This window comes from Psychrobacter sp. CX90, assembly GCF_057396305.2.
On the sequence record NZ_CM182008.1, the window covers coordinates 2356091 to 2377560 of the forward strand.

Annotated in this window: 15 protein-coding genes; 9 read left to right on the top strand and 6 right to left on the bottom strand. The window is 40.3% G+C overall.

Going from position 1 to position 21470, the window contains the following annotated elements; genetic code table 11:
- Positions 1-96 precede the first annotated feature (96 nt).
- Together lysA and lptM are read right to left on the bottom strand one after the other, a co-directional pair.
- A complete protein-coding gene (gene lysA / locus AC2SLN_RS09360; protein ID WP_486548129.1) occupies positions 97-1449 on the bottom strand; it encodes a diaminopimelate decarboxylase in 1353 nt (450 codons plus the stop codon).
- Between the two features lie 288 nt (positions 1450-1737).
- Entirely contained in the window at positions 1738-1992 is a 255-nt protein-coding gene (gene lptM / locus AC2SLN_RS09365) for an LPS translocon maturation chaperone LptM (protein ID WP_486548128.1), read from the bottom strand.
- A gap of 888 nt (positions 1993-2880) precedes the next feature.
- Between lptM and AC2SLN_RS09370 the strand changes: the two genes are divergently transcribed.
- From AC2SLN_RS09370 to AC2SLN_RS09390, 5 genes are all read left to right on the top strand, one after another.
- Positions 2881-4086, top strand: coding sequence for an acetate/propionate family kinase (locus AC2SLN_RS09370; protein WP_486548127.1), 1206 nt, complete (start codon positions 2881-2883; stop codon positions 4084-4086).
- Positions 4087-4405: 319 nt separating this feature from the next.
- The gene (gene pta, locus AC2SLN_RS09375) at positions 4406-6631 is read left to right on the top strand and encodes a phosphate acetyltransferase (RefSeq protein WP_486548126.1); all 2226 of its coding nucleotides are present in this window, start codon (positions 4406-4408) and stop codon (positions 6629-6631) included.
- A 508-nt stretch (positions 6632-7139) separates the two neighbouring features.
- The gene (locus AC2SLN_RS09380) at positions 7140-7883 is read left to right on the top strand and encodes a nicotinate-nicotinamide nucleotide adenylyltransferase (protein WP_486548125.1); all 744 of its coding nucleotides are present in this window, start codon (positions 7140-7142) and stop codon (positions 7881-7883) included.
- Positions 7884-8044: 161 nt separating this feature from the next.
- Positions 8045-8419, top strand: a complete 375-nt coding sequence (rsfS, locus tag AC2SLN_RS09385; protein WP_486531777.1) for a ribosome silencing factor — start codon at positions 8045-8047, stop codon at positions 8417-8419.
- A 446-nt stretch (positions 8420-8865) separates the two neighbouring features.
- Positions 8866-9588 carry a pantothenate kinase gene (locus AC2SLN_RS09390; RefSeq protein ID WP_486548124.1) on the top strand — a complete coding sequence of 241 codons (723 nt, stop codon included), beginning with the start codon at positions 8866-8868 and terminating at the stop codon, positions 9586-9588.
- Between the two features lie 314 nt (positions 9589-9902).
- Here AC2SLN_RS09390 and AC2SLN_RS09395 read toward each other — a convergent pair whose 3' ends face one another.
- A complete protein-coding gene (locus AC2SLN_RS09395; protein WP_486548123.1) occupies positions 9903-11006 on the bottom strand; it encodes an alkene reductase in 1104 nt (367 codons plus the stop codon).
- Between the two features lie 369 nt (positions 11007-11375).
- On the bottom strand, positions 11376-13529 hold the full coding sequence (locus AC2SLN_RS09400; protein ID WP_486548122.1) for a 2,4-dienoyl-CoA reductase FMN-binding domain-containing protein: 2154 nt from the start codon (positions 13527-13529) through the stop codon (positions 11376-11378).
- Between the two features lie 423 nt (positions 13530-13952).
- Between AC2SLN_RS09400 and AC2SLN_RS09405 the strand changes: the two genes are divergently transcribed.
- Entirely contained in the window at positions 13953-15635 is a 1683-nt protein-coding gene (locus AC2SLN_RS09405) for an AMP-binding protein (RefSeq protein WP_486548121.1), read from the top strand.
- 189 nt (positions 15636-15824) lie between these two features.
- On the opposite strand, the gene AC2SLN_RS09410 is transcribed toward AC2SLN_RS09405, so the two are convergent.
- The gene (locus AC2SLN_RS09410; RefSeq protein WP_486548120.1) at positions 15825-16967 is read right to left on the bottom strand and encodes an aminotransferase class V-fold PLP-dependent enzyme; all 1143 of its coding nucleotides are present in this window, start codon (positions 16965-16967) and stop codon (positions 15825-15827) included.
- Positions 16968-17391: 424 nt separating this feature from the next.
- Positions 17392-18033, bottom strand: a complete 642-nt coding sequence (locus AC2SLN_RS09415) for a thiol:disulfide interchange protein DsbA/DsbL (protein ID WP_486548119.1) — start codon at positions 18031-18033, stop codon at positions 17392-17394.
- 821 nt (positions 18034-18854) lie between these two features.
- Between AC2SLN_RS09415 and ubiG the strand changes: the two genes are divergently transcribed.
- The 3 genes from ubiG to AC2SLN_RS09430 all read left to right on the top strand — a co-directional run bounded on the left by ubiG (position 18855) and on the right by AC2SLN_RS09430 (position 21425).
- A complete protein-coding gene (ubiG, locus tag AC2SLN_RS09420) occupies positions 18855-19580 on the top strand; it encodes a bifunctional 2-polyprenyl-6-hydroxyphenol methylase/3-demethylubiquinol 3-O-methyltransferase UbiG (protein ID WP_486548322.1) in 726 nt (241 codons plus the stop codon).
- Positions 19581-19712: 132 nt separating this feature from the next.
- The gene (locus tag AC2SLN_RS09425) at positions 19713-20420 is read left to right on the top strand and encodes an HAD family hydrolase (protein WP_486548118.1); all 708 of its coding nucleotides are present in this window, start codon (positions 19713-19715) and stop codon (positions 20418-20420) included.
- 225 nt (positions 20421-20645) lie between these two features.
- Positions 20646-21425 carry a YciK family oxidoreductase gene (locus AC2SLN_RS09430; RefSeq protein WP_486548117.1) on the top strand — a complete coding sequence of 260 codons (780 nt, stop codon included), beginning with the start codon at positions 20646-20648 and terminating at the stop codon, positions 21423-21425.
- Positions 21426-21470 lie beyond the last annotated feature (45 nt).

Consider the following 21470-nt stretch of genomic DNA (forward strand, 5'->3'; position numbering starts at 1 on the left):
ACCCCGTATCAATTATGATACAGGGCCTAGGTAATCTGTTACCTTTTATTCAATATCTTAGGAACGCCTTAATTATAATCTAATAACAAATAAGCACTAATCGAATTGCCACTGGCTCTCGCCTACAAATAACTGCTCAATTGTCTCACGCTTACGCACCAACTGGTGCTGATTGCCCTCTACCATAACTTCAGCACAGCGAGGGCGAGAGTTATAATTACTGCTCATCACAAAGCCATACGCTCCAGCCCCTGTTACTGCTAAAACATCATTTACCGTTAAAGCTAACATACGGTTCTTAGCTAAAAAATCGCCTGTTTCACATACCGCACCGACAATATCCCAACTTCTTTCATCGTTAAGATTATTGAGTTTTGCGGGTATGATGGCCATCTCAGCTTGATATAGTGAAGGTCGAATTAAATCATTCATTGCTGCGTCAACAATAGCAAAATTCTTATGTGCTGTGGGTTTTAATACGTCAACCGATGTAAGTAGCACACCGGCATTGGCAACAATACTGCGACCTGGCTCAAAAAATACTTTTAACCCTAATTCCTGTAATTTTGGGAGTAATGCCTCAGCAAAAGTATTGACCTCAGCCACCACCTCATCAAGATAAGTAACCCCTAGCCCTCCGCCAAGGTCAATGTGAGTAAGCTCAATACCTACTTGTTTTAATGAATCAATAAGCTCACATAATTTATCAAGTGCTGCTACAAAGGGGGTAATCTCAGTGAGCTGCGAACCGATATGGCAGTCAATTCCCACAACATTTAGATGCTCAAGTTTATCAGCATATTGATAGGCTTCGATGGCAACGTCATGGCTAATTCCAAACTTATTATCTTTAAGTCCAGTGGAGATATAAGGATGCGTTTTTGCATCTACATCAGGATTTACTCGCAAGGAGATGGGGGCAACTACGCCAAGATTACCTGCAATTGTATTAATCGTATCAAGCTCACTTAAAGATTCAACGTTAAAACAGCCAATGCCTGCTGCTAATGCTGCTTTAATATCAGCATGGCTTTTCCCCACCCCAGAAAAAACAATTTTACTGGGGTCAGCGCCAACAGCCAGTACGCGCGCCAACTCTCCACCGGATACTAAATCAAAACCTGAGCCTGCTCTCGCCAAAATCCCTAAAACCGCTAAATTTGAATTGGCTTTTACTGCATAACAGACCTGATGGTCAATAGCTGCAAAGCTGGTAGTATAAGCTGTGTAGGCATCCAGTATGGCAGTTTTTGAATAAACGTATAATGGGGTTTCATATTTTTCTACTAGAGCGTCAACACTTATCCCCTCAATATGCAGCACGTTTTGCTTATAATCCAGTGCAGGTATTTTATCCACAAAAGCTTCTGGATGAATACGTAGGCCCATATCGTTTTTCTCAGTAGCAGGGTATGCATGGGTGTCTTGACAGGGGTCGTTTTTTATCATTTCCGAGGGTATCCATTTTGAATATATGTTATCAGTTTGAGAGTCAATCAAAATCATTATAAGAGGGGGCAATACGGTAAAAATCTAAATTATAGACGACCACATAAGCCAACAAACGAGCATGGTAAGCTAGGGCGACAACAAAAGCCAATCGTATCCTTTTATATAGACTCACGTCCTCACATTATCTTGGGTTTGCGCTTAGTCTGCAATGCAGTTTAGATAAAGGATTAGTAATTAATAGTGCTAATTTGCGAATATTTGATATGCCCAAATTATTATAAGTTATTAATAATCGTTTGGGTCATTAGTAATACTATCTATATCCACACTTCCCTCAGACTCATCTGAATTCAAACTTTTGATATCAGTTTTATCTTTATTGTTCTTATAAAGAATAAAGTTAGTATTACTATTGGCTTCCTCTGGCATATATAAGTCGCCCTTTTGGCCACATCCCGTTAACGATATCAAGATTGCGATAACGCTATAAGCACCTATAGCAAAAGGTTTGTTAGTATTTTTGACAGATTGTAAAGTCATATTATCAACCAAATTTTTGTATTGTTTGTTACAGCCAAAGCCCACATTTAGCCACTTATAATAAACTAAAAAGCATAACAAACTTAAATATAAAGCTTTTCATGGTAGCAAAAATTTCGATGCTTGCCTAAAACTATTATCTCTATTGACAACTTATAGAAAACATCTTAAAACCCTTATATTTTTATCATTGATCTTTATTACTCCTTTACAGACGTCCTTAAAATAGGTAATCTCAACGAGATAAATATAGTTATACTTATTTATATAGTATTATATCGCTAGGCATGATAACTCAAGTAAATATATGAGTCATATTTGCTGAATAATAAATACGCCTTCCTTTGATTAACCAACTGCTTAGTTAGCCTTTATAGGCATAATATCTTTATATACAGATAGTTAATATAGAGACACTTATTCTGTTTGTTAATGCCAAACACCTTGTATATTAGCGTCTTTATGATGCTGATGTTTTTTATGCCTAATTTTAACGACTCAGTTTTGATACCATAGTAACCCATTATTACAAGCTGACAATTTGAACATATAAATAATAATTATATGGATTTAATAGACACCTTGATCAACACTTTAAAGCCACCCTCTTTTATTTTATTCATTCGTTAATGCTCAAATGCCGAGAATGTTCCAAATTTTATATAAACCATGAGTTGTATCATGGAGTTTATTCCACTCACATAAAAGTAAATTAGATAAGAACATAGAGTAAATAATAAAATAAATAGTTACTCCGCTTAAAAATAAACCTATTATGCACCGTAACCAGTAGCCCTTTTTATCTTGCTGGGCCTGAATCTTAACCAATAGCTATTTTAGCAGTCAACACCCTGTTTTTTATGTCAAATATTCTTGCAAGGACACTTTATGAGCCATACCTCCATTACTAAACCTACCCTAGTTGTCAACTGTGGGTCATCATCTATCAAATACGCCTTAATTAGTCAGGATAATCAACACCGCATTACCGGCCTTGCGGAAAACTTGGGACTTGACCATGCTCGTATTGTTCATAAAGAATTAGATGGTACGAAAACTGAAATTCGTATTCCAGGTGCCAACCACAAAGCCGCCCTTGTAAAAATCATGGAGGTACTGGGCAATCAACAACCTATTGCGGTTGGTCATCGCGGCGTTCATGGTGGACGCGAATTTAGTAATGCTCAGGCAATAACGCCACACGTATTAAGTGAAATTAAACGTCTTAAAGAGTTAGCACCATTACACAATCCAGCCAACGCAGCTGGTATTGAAGCTGTTCAAGCCATTTACCCCGACCTTCCTCAAGTGGTGGTTTTTGATACCGCTTTTCACCAAACGATGCCACCTAAAGCATTTCGTTATGCCATTCCAAAAGATTTATACGAAAGTCATTATATCCGTCGATATGGCTTTCATGGCACGTCACACGCTTATGTATCAAATCGTGCTAGCCAAATTACCGAAACTGAAGGCCCTCATGGCTGGTTAGTAGCTCACTTGGGTAATGGTAGCTCAGCGTCTGCTGTTTATGACGGGAAAAGCCTAGACACCAGTATGGGCTTAACGCCTCTAGAAGGTTTAATGATGGGTACACGCAGTGGCGATGTCGATCCTGGCCTACATTTATACCTGAAACGCAAATTAAACTTAAACATTGAAGAGATTGATACGCTACTCAATAAAGAAAGTGGACTTTTGGGTGTTTCCGGTGTGTCAAATGATATGCGTACCATTGAAGAGATTGCCAATGATGACTCTCATCCTGGTCAAAAAGATGCCGCACTTGCCTATGAGATGTTCTGCTACCGAGTCGGAAAATACTTAGCCTCTATCTCATGCGCTTTACCTGAAATTACTGGCATCGCCTTTACGGGTGGAATTGGCGAAAATGCTGCTGGCATTCGAGCTCGCATTGTTGACGTTATGCGTCATTTTGGCTTAGCAGTAGATGCGGACAAAAATAAAGCATTATTTGGTGGTAAAGAAGGGAGTTTCCATTCTGAATCAAGCCGTTACGAGCTTTGGGTCATTCCGACGGATGAAGAGTACCAAATTGCGCAAGAAACCCGCGAAGTTCTGGGGCTTTTATAACATAAATAATGGATGATAACCTGATTAGCACATAATCATATTTGTGTATTAATAGTGGCTTATAATTATTTTTAATCGGGTTTGAAACATCTTATAACTAGCGACGTTGTCAATTGGGCTTTACAAAAGACTGTAAGTATTTTCTATTGTTAGACTTAGCATGAAGGTCAACACTTATCGCTATCACTCATGACTATGTATGGCTTAACAAAAATATAGCTAGGTAAAAATATAGCTCGGGAACATGAGGCAAAGCTTTCTAGCCCCTCTTTCAACAATAAAAATAATAGCCACGTTTAAAACAAATAAGGATTCGTTTATGCAAACAATATTACTTGTGCCCACCGGCCGAGGCATTGGCCTGACTTCTTCTGCATTAGGCCTAATTAGAACGCTACAACATGCAGGAATAAAAGCTGGCTTTATGAAGCCCTTCTCCCAAGATGACTCATTCGATACTCAGCATACTCTCGATAGCTCAAGTGAGCTCGCAAGACGCACTTTCGGTTTAAACCCTCCCTCATCAATCCCTCGTAATCGTGTAGAGCGTACCTTAAGTAACGGTACCTTAGACGATATAATGGAAGAAGTGGTTGTCAAACAGCAGCAGCTGGCTAAAGACTATGATGTCGCTATTTGTGAAGGCCTACAACCGACTGAAGAGGTAAACTACGCAACCGATGTTAACCATGCTCTATCAAATGCGCTAGATGCTAAAGTTATCTTAGTCAGTAAAGCGGATCTTAATAAGCCTGAGCTTCTTGCTGATAAGTTGGATGTTCATGCTAGAGAATATGGGGGTATCGCTGGTCTTCGTACTATAGGCTGCATTTTAATGCGCGCCAAAAATGTACCTGTATCTCCAAGTGCCGTCTCTTCAGGCCATGCTTCGACAGACGATGCTTCGACAAAAGGTGCTTCAACAAACTTAAGCGCTACAGACTCAGGCTCTGCCCCGCTGCCGGGTAGCGCTAAGCTAGATTTAGAAGATACGTTTGTGGCGGCAATGAAAGCCCATGCTCCTGCGTTCGCCACCGAGAAGTTTCATTTAATTGGCGTGGTACCTTTTAGCGATATTTTATCAGTGCCTCGCACTTGGGATATTGCCCAAAACTTAGGGGCTACTTGGTTAAATGAAGGTAACGCCAAATCCCGTCGGGTATTAAATACCAGCCTAACGGCACGAACTATTTCACGTATAGGGGAAGTATTTAAACCCGGCACACTGATCGTTACGCCTGGCGACCGTGAAGATCTACTATTAGCAACGGCAATGGCTGAAGTGAACAACATTCTCATGGCAGGTATCGTATTGACAGGCGATATTATCCCTAACAAAACAGTATTAGACCTTTGTAAGCCAGCACTCAGCGCCGGCCTACCTGTTATGAGTGTTAAAACAAACAGTTTAGAGACCGTTCACAACCTATCGAATATTACCAATGAAATTCCACAAGATGATGTAGAACGCGCTAAAAAAGTTACCGAATTTGTGGCCGCCCATTTAGATATCGACTGGATTAACGATTATTTTAAACGAGACTACAAAGTACGTATGTCTCCTTCTGCTTTCCGTCATCAAATTGTCAGTAAATCGCAAAAGGCAAAAATGCGAATTGTTTTGCCTGAAGGTTCTGAACCACGGACGGTTGAAGCGGCGGCCATTTGTCAAAGTCGTGGTATTGCAAACTGTGTGCTTATCGCTCGCCGTAAGGATGTTGAAAAGGTGGCAAATGAGCGTGGCGTGACGCTACCTAACGATATAGAAATTATTGATCCCGATACAATCGATATCAACAAATATATCGCTGCGTTTGTTGAGCGACGTAAAGGTAAAGCAACACCTGAGCAAGCAGCTGAACAACTAAAAGATACTGTGGTACTTGGCACCACTATGCTTCATTTAGATGAAGTTGACGGCTTAGTATCTGGTGCCATTCATACGACTGCCAATACAGTGCGCCCCGCATTCCAGCTTATTAAAACAGCGCCAGAATACTCTTTAGTGTCTTCAATCTTTTTTATGCTATTGCCTGAGCAAGTGGTTGTGTACGGCGATTGTGCCATCAATCCAGATCCTAACGCTCAAGAGCTTGCGGAGATTGCCATTCAATCTGCTGCTTCTGCGAAAGCGTTTGGTATCGAGCCAAAAGTGGCGATGATTAGTTATTCAACAGGGTCATCTGGAACCGGTGCAGATGTAGAAAAAGTCATTGAAGCCACTCGTATCGTTAAAGAACGTGCCCCAGACTTAGTCATTGACGGTCCGCTTCAATACGATGCAGCTTTTGTTAGCAGCGTTGGTAAATCTAAAGCACCAGATTCTCCGGTAGCAGGTCAGGCTAATGTATTTATCTTCCCAGATTTAAATACAGGTAACACCACTTACAAAGCCGTGCAACGTAGTGCAAATGTTGTGAGTGTTGGTCCAATGCTGCAAGGCTTAAACAAACCCGTTAATGATCTGTCTCGTGGTGCATTAGTCGATGATATCGTTTATACCATTGCCTTAACTGCTATCCAAGCCAGTAGTGATGAGGTTTAAAGCGATCAGTACAATTGAGTATTTTAACTGATCATTTACTCCATTAAGCTCGTCGGTTAATTGGTTTGGTAAATATTCGAAAGGTTTAAGTCTGACTTTTTTTGAAATTATTAACAAGGCCGGCGGGTATTCCAAGCCGGCCTTTAGATTATGCATGACGTCGTCTGGTAATCCGTAAAAATTCTAGTAACCCTTATACCATTCTGGTAATCCTTATACCATTCTGGTAATCCTTATAAAATTATTACTACTTAGACTTAAGTTTGCCAACTTTTATGCCCTATTAAATTGAGTAATAATATACGCAACTCATATTGACCACTGTCATATTAAATAACCGCAAATGGTTAAAGTAGTCTAAAATGCTGACAAGGCAATCAAGCTTAGAGGATAGCTGTTTATTTAACTCTGTACTGCAAGCAAAGTGCACACTTTAACCGCTTCAAATTAATTTGACTAAAAACTCATGCAAAAACACCTATGCTAAAAAACTCATGCTAAAACACCTATGCTAAAAAACTTACCTATCCATATCTATCTAGGCGGCTCTTTTGATCCCGTTCATAATAGTCATGTGGCAATGTTGACTCATGTCTATAGGACTTTATCTGCCACATCAAACATTCAGCTCCCTGATGAATGGCAAAGTATCCAAGCCAGTTTTTTACCTACCTCCCGCTCGCCTTTGAAAACAGCAAGTACAGATCCCCAACATCGCCTGAATATGCTTCGCTTAGTTTGCGACGCTTTACAAGCACAGGCTAAACCAGAAGCTACTTCATCTGTAGCAACGCTGGAAACTCAGTACCATGTTAGTGAGCATGAAATTTGGCAAACCCCGCCAACTTATACCATAGACACCTTAACTAAGCTTAGAAAAGAATACCCTCATGCCAGTATCATTTTTGTACTTGGCGCAGACAGTATTGCCAGTTTAGATAGGTGGAAAAAAGGAGCACAACTAACCCAGTATGCCCATCTCTGGGTTATACCCCGAGATAACCCACAGTCAAACAGCGATATTGTGGAATCTTTACCTATACACCTGCAACTTCAAGTTACGACCGATCATAATAGCTTGAAAACCAGCACTCATGGACGCATATATATTGATTCCCATAGCGTAGCACCGATTTCAAGTAGCCTGATAAGAGCAGCAATTGCTTATAATGATTTTAAAACCGCAAAATCTACTTTGCCAGCTGAAGTTTATTCGTATATTATGCAAAATAACTTATATCGTTCTGAATGAATTGATAGTTCAGATACTATTCATTTTTAAGAACTGGCTCTTTAATACTCTTAGATCACGTTTAAACCTGCTGTTTGGATATTTTAAAACGATCGTTATCAAGTACATACAGCAAAACCGATAGGAAAAATATGACAGTTACAATGAAACAAAATGCACCAATGAGCGATGAAAAGCTACAAGAATGCCTAACTATGGTCCAAAGTGCATTGGATGAGGTGAAAGCTCAAAATATTACCGTACTCAATGTGCGGGAACTAACTGATGTTATGGAATACATGGTTATTGCCGAAGGTACATCAAAACGTCATGTTAGTGCTTTAGCGGACAAAGTTGGCGAGATATCCAAGAAAAATGGTTTTATGCCACTTGGCCGTGAAGGCGAAAAAGACAGTGATTGGACATTGGTTGATTTAGGAGGTGTCGTCGTTCATATTATGACATCGCAAGCCCGAGGTTTTTATGATCTTGAAGGTCTATGGTCGTCTCCAGAAGAATTGCGCAAGTTAACCGCACGGGCTCTAGAAGATAGATAACGTTGTAACAGGCATAACCTTTATACTAGGCAACACCCGTCAACATTTTATTTGTCGTTGACGCTAAAATCGTATAATTAATAAAAAAAGGCGCTGTATAGCGCCTTTTTTTATAGCAGCTTTTTACAATACTTTTTTTAACGACCTATTTGAAAGAATTACCATATGATGAAATAATAACGGCCTGATTTAGAGCGTACCTCATTTATAGTTGAACTCAAATAATTTCGCTATCAGGCGATCAGCCCCTTGTAATACAGCTGATACATTCAGGGAGGTCAACACTGTAGTCAATTTTATTGAGACAGGCTATACAATAAACTAACCTTCTTTGTGTCAATAATCTAAATGAGAACACGCTCTCATACGGTTACGTTAAATTTATATAGAGTAAAAAAATATCATCAGTTTTACTGATTTTCACGCTAGCATTTTAAGGATGATTTATGGCGAAGCTGTGGCTAGATCTAGGCAACACAAGACTGAAATACTGGCTGACTGATGATATTGGTCAAGTGATTACTAGCAAAGCAAGACAGCATCTGCAAGCCCCCGCTGAACTACTTATTGGCTTAACAGACCGCTTTGCCAATTTTGCACCGGATTTTATTGGCATCTCTTCAGTACTCGGTCAACAAATCAACACTCAGGTTGCTAAATCCTTGGCCGTGCTAGACATTCCCTTTGAGTTTGTCCATGTTGACGCAAAACATCCACTCTTAATGAGTGATTACGACCCCACACTGTTGGGTGTTGACCGCTGGCTCCAAATCCTTGGCGCTGTAGACCGCAAAAAATGTCAGTGCATCATCGGCTGTGGTACTGCATTAACCATAGATCTAGTCGATCATGCCCATCACATCGGTGGTTATATTTTCCCCAGTATCTATTTACAGAGAGAGGCCTTATTTTCAGGCACCAAACAAATAACCATTGCGAATGGGATATTTGACAGTATTGACCCAGGCATAAATACCTCCGACGCTGTTCATCGAGGTATATTACTGTCAATTGTTGGCGCCGTTAATGAGGTATCAAATAGTCATATTAATTATGAATTAACAATTACTGGCGGTGATGCGCCTATTCTTGCTCAACACCTTAAGCATCCTGTACGTATTCGTGATGATTTATTATTAAATGGCTTAATGCGTTTTTTTGACGAGTGAAACGTAAATTTACTGTTGTAACAAACATAGCTAGCGCTTCTGCCAATGAAAAAGTCATGCAAATTTTGCATGACTTTTTAGGGTTATATCTTTTCCGTTTGTCCCCCTCTCTTTAGAACAAAATCCTGTTAGATAAAAACCATCTTAAAATAAAACTATATTATAAAAGTTATCACACTAAAATAAGAGAGACGATTTAAAAGAGTGAGGTGTTATCTTATGAATAAAATGTAAAAACAACCTGCGACAATGATCATTGATAAGAATACTACTTTGCCATCCATAATTACTTATCAATCACTACTTATCAATCACTACTTTTCATCCATAAAGGGATAATCAGTATATCCCTCTTCAGCACCGCCATAAAAAGTTTTAGGATCCTGCTCATTTAATTCAGCACCCGTCTTTATACGTTCAGCCAGGTCGGGATTAGCAATATAATCTCGCCCAAACGCAACCGCATCAATTAAACCAGCTTCAATAAGCATCACTGCTTTTTCTGGCGTATACCCACCCGCAGCGATTATCATGTTATCAAAGCTGTCACGAACTGCTTTGCGAAACTCATCTGTATATGGTATCCCCCCTGCCCAATCCGGTTCAGACAAATGTAGATACATAATCCCGCGTTTATTAATCTGCTCAATTAACCAAATGCTGTCTTCTTCATTATAACCCACATCAATGTTGTTAAAAGAACCCAGAGGCGAAATTCGGATACCAATATGATCAGCATCCCAAGCCTCAACACACGCATCGATTACTTCCAACATTAAGCGGGCTCGATTCTCTTTAATACCACCATACTCATCATCACGCTGGTTGGTTTGCTCTGCCCAAAATTGATGCAGTAAATAACCATGTGCACCGTGTATCTCTACCCCATCAAACCCTGCTTGTTTAGCACAGCGAGTGGCATGACCAAAGTCGCTAATGACTTGATGAATCTCATCCAAAGTTGCTGGGCGTGGCGGCGTAGCTTCAGCTCGAATGGAATTTCCATGACTATCTCGCAACGAGGTACGCACTCCAACATCAATATCAGATGCAGATATCGGCGGTTTACCGTCTGGCTGAACGCTCTTATGAGAAACCAAACCTGTGTGCCATAGCTGAACCACAATTTTGCCGCCTTTGGCATGAACCGCGTCGACGATTTTTCTCCACGCCTCTATTTGTGCATCAGTGTGTATGCCCGGTGCTCCAGAATAGCCTTTGGATTGAAAAGAGACTTGAGTCGCTTCACTAATGATTAATCCTGAACCTGCTCGCTGACTATAATAAGTCTGAGCAAGTGGCGTTGGAATATCACCTGGTTCAATTGCTCTTAAACGAGTAAGCGGTGCCATAAGCACTCTATTTTTAAGCGTTTGCGTGCCCATTTTCACAGGGTCAAATAATTTTTCGTAGCCCATCATCTGTCCTTACTGTTATTCGTTATAACGTTATCATACGCCATCATGCGACAATATTATACTTAGTGACTGATTATGCATCGTTATAATTGCCTTGTATATTTTGCTTAAAAATACCTATAATAAACACCTACTAAACCATATCATATATGGGTTTCACGCTTATAAATCTAAACTTAAATTAACGTTGTATCCTATACGCTATATAAATTTTTGAAGAGTTAACCCTCAGGGATATAAATATAAAAACTTCCCTTATAAAGTGAATTATTAGCTATTTGAGCAATTAGCTATTTACCCAATCCGCTAAACGATTTATCACTATTTAAAGGTTAGAGCGTGTGAACTCTTTAACTCTTTTCTCCAACTTCAAAGTCTAGCAGCAAGCTCTGCCCCATCACGGATGGCACGTTTGGCATCTAATTCGGCAGCAAGCTTTGCACCACCAATAATATGATATTGCGCCTTACTTTTTTTCATAGATATATTATGCGCATTTGTTGTAGCAGGCATCAAATCATTAACCGACTCTTGCCCAGCACAAACAATGATATTATCTACCCGCAGAAGCTGACTATGCCCCTGAGCAGTCGTAATCCAGATACCTTCATTAGTCACTTTTTCGTACTGAACGCCAGCCAATTGTTTAACACCATGCGCTTTAATATGAGCGCGATGTACCCAGCCTGTGGTTTTGTTAAGACTCTTGCCTAGGCGACCTTTACTCCTTTGCATGAGATATACTTGACGCATTGGCGCGATAGTCTCGGGATTTTTAAGCCCGCCCTCAGTTTGATAGTTTGCGTCATCGTTGACCCCCCATTCCTCTTTCCAATCTTCTACTGATTGTGGCTCTGGGCGATAGCTTGGGTCTTTTAACGTCTCAGGACCAAGCTCATGAAGTGGCTGACCATGACGAGCCGTCAAATACTCACTAACATCAAAACCAATACCGCCAGCACCAATCACGGCAACGGTATCGCCAACGGCTTTCTCACCGGCTAGAAGCTGCGCATAACTAATCACTTTAGGATGGTCTGCCCCGTCTAGCTTCCCAACCAAACTACGTGGAACTACGCCAGTTGCAATAATGACATGATCATAATCTTCCTTCTCTATCATTTCATGCGTTACTTTGGTGTTAAGCTGAACGGTAACACCTTGATGGTCTAACTCATTTATATAATAGCGAATGGTTTCAAAGAACTCTTCTTTACCCGGAATCACTTTAGCGTAATTAAACTGTCCGCCTAAAATATCTTTAGCTTCATATAAAGTGACCTTATGGCCCCGTTTGGCGGCAATGGTTGCGGCTGACATTCCTGCAACTCCACCACCAACGACGGCTATCTTTTTCGGCGATTTTGCGGGCTCATATTTAAGCTCAGTCTCATAACAAGCACGTGGATTAACTAAACACGTCGAGCGTTTATTTTCAAAAGTATGATCAAGACACGCCTGATTACAAGCAATGCAGGTATTGATAAGATCCGCTTGGCCCTTTTGAGCTTTGTTAACCCAGTCAGGATCTGCCAAGAATGGGCGTGCCATTTGAATGAGATCTGCTTGACCCTTTGTCAGTATTTGCTCAGCGGTATCTGGCATATTAATACGATTTGCCGCCATCACTGGGATAGTGACATGTTTTTTAAGCTCAGCGGTATAATCCACAAAGGTGGCTCGAGGTACACTGGTAACAATAGTAGGCACACGTGCTTCATGCCAGCCAATACCAGTATTAAATATGGTTACGCCTGCTGCTTCTAATGCCTTTGCCACGGTAATTACTTCATCCATCACATTGCCATCTGGCACCAAATCAATCATAGACAATCGGAAAATGATGATAAAATCATTATCAACGGCTTGACGCACTGCACGTACCACCTCAACAGCAAACTTCATGCGGCCATGAATATCTCCTCCATACTCATCAGTACGCTGATTGACATGACTCGATAGAAATTGATTGAGCAGATAACCCTCTGAACCCATAATCTCCACACCATCATAGCCCGCTTCTTTGGCTAATTTAGCAGCACGAGCATAGTCATCAACAGTATTCTGAATATTCTTAATACTCATCTGACGCGGTTTAAAAGGAGAAATTGGCGATTTAATGGGGCTTGCTGATACCACAAAAGGATGATAACCATAACGACCGCTGTGCAAGATTTGCATAATGATTTTACTGTCGTAACGATGCACGGCACGAGTCACTCGTTGATGATTAATGACATCAGCTTTATTATTCATGGTGCCACCTGCAGGCAATAGCCATCCCTCTCGGTTGGGAGAAATGCCACCCGTTATCATCATCGCTACCCCACCCTTGGCTCGCTCGGCAAAGTAGGCCGCTAATTTGCCATAGTTATAAAATCGATCCTCAAGCCCTGTGTGCATTGAACCCATAACTATACGGTTTTTAAGTGTGGTATAGCCTAAATCAAGAGGCTCAAATATGTGGGGGTACGGTATGGTATTAGATTGAATAGAGTCATTCAAGGTAGCGTTGGCTGCCATAGTATATCCTTATGCTTTTATAAGTACGGGGGAGATTGAGTGCATTACATACTAACGTAACTTTTTAATTAATAAAGAAAACATTCAACAAAATCTAAGTTAAACAACCCGTGGTTGTACAAAATTTTTTGAGTTAATACGCACGCACTGATATATTAAATGTCATGACTATGCTAGCACATGCTTATTTATATAGGTCATGATAAGTATGTCGTATCCGTCTAAAGTTTTATTTTTTATCATTGAGCCACTACACTATAAATCTACCGCCTACTATAATATTTATAAATATTCACAGGCAACCCCATAAATTTATCCACTAAACACACGAATTTGAATGCGTAATCATCACTATTTAAAGAAATAAAGTATATACCTCCTAACACATACCCTTAAACCTCACAGATAAAGGATTATCAGAATATGACCGACTACAGTACTGGGCTGACAAAAACACCAGCCAACCACCAACCTTTAACGCCTTTGCAATTTCTTTCGCGTACCGCCGCTGTCTACCCTGACAGCCCCTCTATTATTTATGACAATCTAGTAGATGACCCTATTGTTTATACTTGGTCAGAAACACAAAGGCGTTGTCGCCAGCTTGCTCATGCTTTAAAAAATCTGGGCGTTAGCAAAGACGATACCGTGGCGGTTATGATGCCAAACACGCCTGCTATGGTAGAAGTCGCCTATGGTGTGCCCATGTCACAAGGCGTTTTATGCACACTCAATACTCGCCTCGATATCAACGCCCTGACCTTTTGCTTACAACATTCAGAATCAAAAGTGCTTATTATAGATAGCGAATTTGCTCATTTCATTGAGCTTATCGAAGAAACCTTCCCCAATATTATTATTATCCATGCCACAGATGCAGCGCTACCAAATGTAGAGCCGTTTGGCACAATGACTTATGAGGAGCTAGTTGCATCAGGCGAGTTTGCAGATGAAAAGGCAATAGAAGCCTTTGATCAGATGATTTATCCCAGTGATGAGTGGGATGCCATCTCACTCAATTATACCTCTGGCACAACAGGAGTGCCAAAAGGCGTTGTATATCATCACCGAGGTGCGGCTTTGAATGCAGTATCTAATGTTCTAGATTGGGATATGCCAAAGCATGCCGTTTATTTATGGACACTGCCTATGTTCCATTGTAACGGCTGGTGCTTCCCTTGGACCATTGGCGAACGGGCAGGTGTTAATGTTTGTCTACGTCAAATTGATGCAGAGCTTATCTTAAAGCTAATCGCCAAATACAAGATCACACATTATAGCGCTGCACCCATTGTACATAATATGATTGCCGCTGGTAGCGAGTCGCTTAAACAGGCGATTGACCATGAAGTAAAAGGCTTTGTCGCAGGGGCACCACCGTCAGAGGCTATGTTAGAGAAGATGGAAGCAATGGGTTTCAATATTACTCATGTCTATGGCTTAACCGAAGTATATGGTCCCGTTACTATTTGTGCCGAACATCAATCTTGGGAGGCATTAACCGTTTCGGAACGTGCGGCAAAAAAATCTTGCCAAGGTGTTGCCTCCCATCTTATGACCGGTTTTGACGTATTTAAACAGGGTACCACAGAGCCTGTCTCCCCTAATGGAGAAGAAATGGGCGAGCTGGCGTTAAAAGGTAATATGGTCATGAAAGGCTACTTAAAAAGTGCGAAAGCAACTGCAAAGGCCTTTGAAGGAGGCTGGTTCCGCACTGGTGATTTAGGGGTAAAATACCCAGATGGCTATATCAAAATTATGGACAGATTAAAAGATATTATCATCTCTGGTGGCGAGAATATCTCAAGTATTGAGATTGAAAATGTGCTGTATAAGCTTCCAGAAGTCAGTAGCTGCGGCGTAGTGGCGGCATCTAATGAAAAATGGGGCGAAGTGCCCGTCGCCTTTATCGAAATTACCGAAGGTTCAACCTTAACCCGTGACCAAGTGATTGAGCATTGCCATCAAAATTTAGCTAAGTTTAAGGTACCTAAGCATATTATATTTGCCGAAATCCCTAAAACCAGTACTGGTAAAGTGCAAAAGTATGAGCTACGTAATGCGGCACGCTCTATGGCGCATGAAGAACCTAAAGTGGGGCATTAACATTCATAGACGGCTACAGTCGAAGTAATCTAAGATATTATCTGTATCAAATAACTTTAAAATCGATACAAGGCGAGTGTTTACAGTTATTGTGACTATCATTGACTAACGTTTGCCATAGCCTAAATAGCCAAACAAAAAACCAACTCAATGAGTTGGTTTTTGTTATCACCTTGAAATCTACCAAAGTTAAGCCGGTTTTACCTTATCCAGCACTGCCTTAAAGCGACTTACCGCCCCATCTACATCTTTTAGTTTATCAAGACCAAATAGACCTAAGCGGAATGTCTTAAAGTTCTCAGGCTCGCCTACTTTAAGTGGCACACCCGCAGCAATCTGCATACCGAGTTCAGCAAAGGCACTGCCTTTGTGCATGCCATCATCTTCGGTATAGCAAACCACAACACCTGGTGCTTGATAGCCTTCGGCAGCAACACTTTGAATACCGCGGTCTTCAAGCAAATCACGAATGCGATTGCCAAGCTCCCACTGAGCTTCTTTTAAGGTATCGAAACCGATGTCTTTAGCTTCTAGCATCACATCTCTAAATATTCGTAGCCCGTCTGTTGGCATCGTGGCATGATAAGCATGGCCACCATTTTCAAAGGCACGCATGATATTTAGCCACTGTTTTAAATCAATACTGAAGCTATCTGATTCAGTTGTCTCCACCTGAGCCACTGCTTTTTCACTAAGCATGACAAGGCCAGCACAAGGGGTACTACTCCAGCCTTTTTGCGGTGCAGAAATAATAACATCGATGCCAAGCGCTCTCATATCTAGCCAGATACATCCTGATGCGATACAGTCAATTACTAACAGGCCATTAACGCTATGCACCGCATCTGCTAATTGCTTAATGTAATCCTCTGACAAAATCATGCCTGATGCCGTTTCAACATGCGGCGCAAAGACGATGGCAGGTTTTTGCTCCTTAATCGCAGCAACAGCCTGATCAATAGCAATGGGAGCGAATGGATTTGGTGCGCCTTCAACACCTTCATCAACTTGAGTGGCTTTTAAAACGGTGGATGACTTAGCGATTTTGCCTTTTTCTAAAATTTGTGTCCAACGATAGCTAAACCAACCATTACGCACTACCAAACAGTCTTTATCATTTGCTAGTTGACGGGCCACTGCTTCCATCGCAAATGTACCCGAACCTGGTACGATAGCAACCGCATCAGCAGCATATACGTCCTTTAAATTGCTTGATAAGTCTCTCATCACTTGCTGGAACACCTGCGACATATGGTTTAAAGCTCGATCAGTGTAAACCACTGAGTACTCTAATAAACCATCTGGATCTACATCTTGGCGTAATGCTGGCATAACGGCTCCTATTGTTTCAATTATTGTTTGGGTAAAGGGTCAATGTTTTACCTTACCTATCTTTCTCTATCTTTCTCTATCTTTCTCTATCTTTCTCTATCTTTCTCTATCTTTCTCTAAGTATAGCCATAACCACTTAAAGAGTAAAACCGCAAAAAAGCCAGCTTAATGATTAAGCTGGCTTTTTATTTACCGCGTTTTATCAGAGGCCTTTTTATTAAAGACCGATTAACGATAATATCAGCATCTTCATGACATATATCGAATGATAAATGATATATAACAATAAAAAATACCGCACGACTTTCAGACAGAGTTAAAGCAAAACTAAAAGCAGGTTATTTATAAAAACTGACTTATCAAAAGCTAACTTGTAAAAGCTAACCTATAAATAAGGATAATAATAAGAGGTTATAATAAACAGCTACTTACCTGCTTTTAAGTCCATGCGTACTTTATTGACCAGATAATCAACTACCTTTGGTACTTCAGCAGGATCGCCTTGAACCACATATTTGCCCTGTACCACAACAGCGGGCACACCTGTTAATTGGTAGCGCTTAGCACCAGCTTTAGAACGAGCAATCTTGGTACTTACCGCAAATGAATTATAAAGGCTATTAAATTTTTTCTGATCAACGCCTTGACTAGCGTACCATTTTGCCAGCGAGTTTTGATCAAACAACGTTTTATTCTGTTTATGAATGGCATCAAATAGCTTGTTATGCGTCTTGCTTTGATACCCCATGAGCTGAGCGGCATAAAAACCTCGAGCATTAGCTTCCCATTTAGGGTTCAGCGCAGCGGGTGTTTCAAAGAAAATCACATCATCTGCTTTGGTTTTTTCCCATTTTTGCATATGTGGATTCAAAGTGTAGCAATGCGGGCAACCATACCAAAAAAACTCTCGAACAATAATATTATCGCCACTAATTTTTTCAGGATTATTGAGGACTTTAAAATCTTTACCTGCGCTATATTCTGCTGCAGATGCTGGCAATGATGCTAAACCGACAGCAGCTGCTAGGGTGGCTATAGCAAAGCCACGTTTGGTATCAAATTTCATTATTAATCCTTAAAAAACTTTTTGAAAAATTAGTATAAAGTAGTAAAGCTATATATAAATAAAACATTTTGCGCACGTACTCATTAATAACACATACTCATTAATAAATAGGCTCAGTTTAAAATGATCAGTAAGTTAACTGTTTTATAAATATAACGTCTAGTAGAATGACGACTTTAAATAAAACTGCTTCTAAAAACACTGATTATCTATATTGATCAGACATTTAAATTGATAATTAACTCACTGAAGATATTTAATTAACTTATAAATTAAATTATAACTGGCAAATAATCATAATTAACTATTATAGAATATGATAACGTATTTACTACTACCATGTGAACCAGATACACCCGAATAATCTTAATGAAAGGTTAATTAAACGTTGTGACATTGTTAGCCATATTTCACGTTAGTTATATTTTACGATTTGTTCAACGGCTTATTCTCGTGCAGAGTATGTGGGTAAAATGATGTGGATAAAATAAGATAGATTTTAGCGCTAAAAACATTTAAACAAACTGTTTTACAACCATTTATAATCCCGCTTTCATTTCTCATGCACGCTAATAATGATAATATAGGGTAACAACTAAAATACGTTATCATACCTTCTATTGTATAATCTCAATCATAATAATGCTCTAAACTCATATTCTAAATCAGGATAGCTCATGACACAATCTAATACGAGTGCCCCCTCATCCACTTCTGAAACAGAAACTATTGTAGCAGCAACTGGCACAGCAGAAAGTACCACAACACCTCAATATAAAACCTTTGAGGAACGTTATGACAATCAGGAGAGCTCTCTAGATATGGGTAATAATGTTGATTTGAGTGAGGTGGGTAAATTTACTCAACTGGCTGACGAGTGGTGGGATAAACATGGCGCTTTTTCTACCCTACACGATATTAACCCACTACGTTTAAACTGGATTGAGCAAAATGTTACTCAGTATATGGGAGAAGGCCTAGCTGGCAAAAATGTTTTAGATGTTGGCTGTGGCGGTGGCATTTTGACTGAAGCTATGGCGCGCCGTGGAGCAGATGCTACTGGTGTTGATTTAGGTATTGAAAATCTAAAAGCTGCCACTGTTCATGCTAAGAAGAGCTGCTTAAATGAGCGTTTGCGTTATCAGCATATTGCTATCGAAAAGTTAGCTCAGCAGCAGCCCGAAAGCTATGATGTTGTGACTTGTATGGAGATGCTAGAGCATGTGCCAGATCCCAAACAAATCGTGCAAGCTTGTTATGATTTATTAAAACCCGGCGGCGTTTGTGTCCTATCTACAATTAACCGCAATCCTAAATCTTATCTATTCGCCATTATCGGTGCCGAATATGTATTGGGTTTATTGGACCGCGGCACCCACGATTACGCAAAATTCATTACTCCAGCAGAGTTGGATAAAATGGCCATTCACTCAGGGTTTCATCGTCAAGATCTTATTGGCCTACATTACAACCCTATTACTAAGCGTTACTGGTTAGCACAAAACGTTGATGTTAATTATATGATGGCGGTGGTTAAACCAGATTAAGTAGACTTAGTTTGGTAACTTATCAGGTTTTGTGACTTATGATTCGAGCCTTTATCCTATTAAAGCGATTAAACCTTATCAAACTCATACTTATTTATTATTACTCACTTAAATTAAGATTATATGCCCTTTATGTCAACTCACTATATTAAAGCTGTTTTATTCGATTTAGACGGTACTCTAATCGATACCGCAACCGACTTTATACGTATCATTACACGCATGTCTGAACAAAATAATTGGCAAGCTCCACCAAGTACTGCCATACGCGAACAAGTTTCAGCCGGTGCTGCCGCTATGGTAAAGTTAATGCTGACTTACAATAATCAGCCTATCTCAGATGAGAGAGTACAGCAATTTCGTCAACAGTTTTTGGATGAATACGAAGCAGCCATTTGTGTTGAGAGTCGTATATTTCCAGGACTCGAGCAAATCTTACGTCATCTAGAAAACATAGATACGCCTTGGGGCATCGTTACTAATAAGCCTCGTGGTCTTGCCAGCAAATTGCTTGAGACACTTAAACTTGAAGAACGGTGCGAAGTCTTGGTTTGCCCTGAGGATGTGCGAAAAACAAAACCCGACCCTGAACCTATGTATTTAGCATTAGAGAAACTTGGTCTACCGCGCGGTGTTGCTAATAGTGTGATATATGTCGGCGATCATATTAGAGATATTCATGCTGGTAACAATGCTGGCATGATAACTGTGCTTGCTGCTTACGGATACATTCCCCCTGAAGATCAAGATGATTTAGAGGCGTGGGGAGCAGACTATATTAGCCAAACACCAGAAGCATTAGTCGAACTGCTTAAGTCCAAAAAATTTGATTATCTGTAAACCAGCTTTTTTATGGTTAACCCCTATTTGCTAATTTCCATTATATATAATGTTTAAACGACCCTATACCTAGCGCAAAAGTCGCCTAACTGATTATATGCTGATTTAACTAGTAGTATGATTAGACAAGCAATCCTAACGCTACAACCTTTAGGATCTAGCTCGGTTTGAAAAGCCTAGACCGTTTCCGAAAGGTATTATATTTGACTAATAATAAGTGACCTTATGACAACTAATCTAATATCGCACGAGCAAATTCGCAATTTCAACCCGGCGCCGCAGTGCTTAGCCGATAAAACTATTTTAGTCACTGGGGCAGGGGATGGCATCGGCAGAGTGGCTGCCCTAACCTATGCAAAATACGGTGCTACCGTATTACTACTGGGCAAAACAGCCAGTAAACTAGAAGCCGTTTATGATGAAATCGAAGCAGAGGGCGGTAAGCAACCCGCTATGATGCCTTTAGATTTAGAAATGGCAAATTATAGCGAGATGCAGCAATTGGCAAATTTAATTCAAACTGAAATTGGCACACTTGATGGCGTGTTACACAATGCTGGCGTATTGGGTGCCTTAACCCCACTTGAGATGTATGATGTGATGACGTTTGAGAAGGTAATGCGCATTAACTTGACGGCAACCTTTATGCTCAACCAAGTCTTTATGCCACTGCTTAAAGAGTCTGACAATGGCTCTATCGTCTTTACTACCAGCTCAGTAGGCAGCAAACCTCGTGCTTTTTGGGGGGCCTATGCTCTATCAAAACAAGCTATTGAAGGGATGTGTGATATCCTGACCCAAGAAACTCAAAACACAACCTCTTTAAGATTTAATTGTATCAACCCAGGCGCTACGCGTACCAACATGCGTGCTCATGCCTATCCTGGCGAAAACCCTATGTCGCTTAAAACACCTGAAGCATTAATGCCAGCTTACGTATTTCTGATGAGTGATGATAGCATTGGTGTTCGGGGTCAAGTCATTAACTTGCAGCCAAAAGATTGAGTCTCAGCGGTTTTGTATGATGAAAATCATTCTAAATGATTGCCG

Bases quoted from the DNA above. Each gene is read 5' to 3' on its own strand.
- AC2SLN_RS09405 (WP_486548121.1), top strand. From the start codon at position 13,953: ATGACCGACTACAGTACTGGGCTGACAAAAACACCAGCCAACCACCAA.
- AC2SLN_RS09390 (WP_486548124.1), top strand. From the start codon at position 8,866: ATGGCGAAGCTGTGGCTAGATCTAGGCAACACAAGACTGAAATACTGG.
- AC2SLN_RS09430 (WP_486548117.1), top strand. From the start codon at position 20,646: ATGACAACTAATCTAATATCGCACGAGCAAATTCGCAATTTCAACCCG.
- pta (WP_486548126.1), top strand. From the start codon at position 4,406: ATGCAAACAATATTACTTGTGCCCACCGGCCGAGGCATTGGCCTGACT.
- ubiG (WP_486548322.1), top strand. From the start codon at position 18,855: ATGGGTAATAATGTTGATTTGAGTGAGGTGGGTAAATTTACTCAACTG.
- AC2SLN_RS09380 (WP_486548125.1), top strand. From the start codon at position 7,140: ATGCTAAAAAACTTACCTATCCATATCTATCTAGGCGGCTCTTTTGAT.
- AC2SLN_RS09370 (WP_486548127.1), top strand. From the start codon at position 2,881: ATGAGCCATACCTCCATTACTAAACCTACCCTAGTTGTCAACTGTGGG.
- AC2SLN_RS09415 (WP_486548119.1), bottom strand. From the start codon at position 18,033: ATGAAATTTGATACCAAACGTGGCTTTGCTATAGCCACCCTAGCAGCT.
- AC2SLN_RS09410 (WP_486548120.1), bottom strand. From the start codon at position 16,967: ATGCCAGCATTACGCCAAGATGTAGATCCAGATGGTTTATTAGAGTAC.
- AC2SLN_RS09400 (WP_486548122.1), bottom strand. From the start codon at position 13,529: ATGGCAGCCAACGCTACCTTGAATGACTCTATTCAATCTAATACCATA.
- lysA (WP_486548129.1), bottom strand. From the start codon at position 1,449: ATGATAAAAAACGACCCCTGTCAAGACACCCATGCATACCCTGCTACT.
- rsfS (WP_486531777.1), top strand. From the start codon at position 8,045: ATGAGCGATGAAAAGCTACAAGAATGCCTAACTATGGTCCAAAGTGCA.
- lptM (WP_486548128.1), bottom strand. From the start codon at position 1,992: ATGACTTTACAATCTGTCAAAAATACTAACAAACCTTTTGCTATAGGT.
- AC2SLN_RS09425 (WP_486548118.1), top strand. From the start codon at position 19,713: ATGTCAACTCACTATATTAAAGCTGTTTTATTCGATTTAGACGGTACT.
- AC2SLN_RS09395 (WP_486548123.1), bottom strand. From the start codon at position 11,006: ATGGGCTACGAAAAATTATTTGACCCTGTGAAAATGGGCACGCAAACG.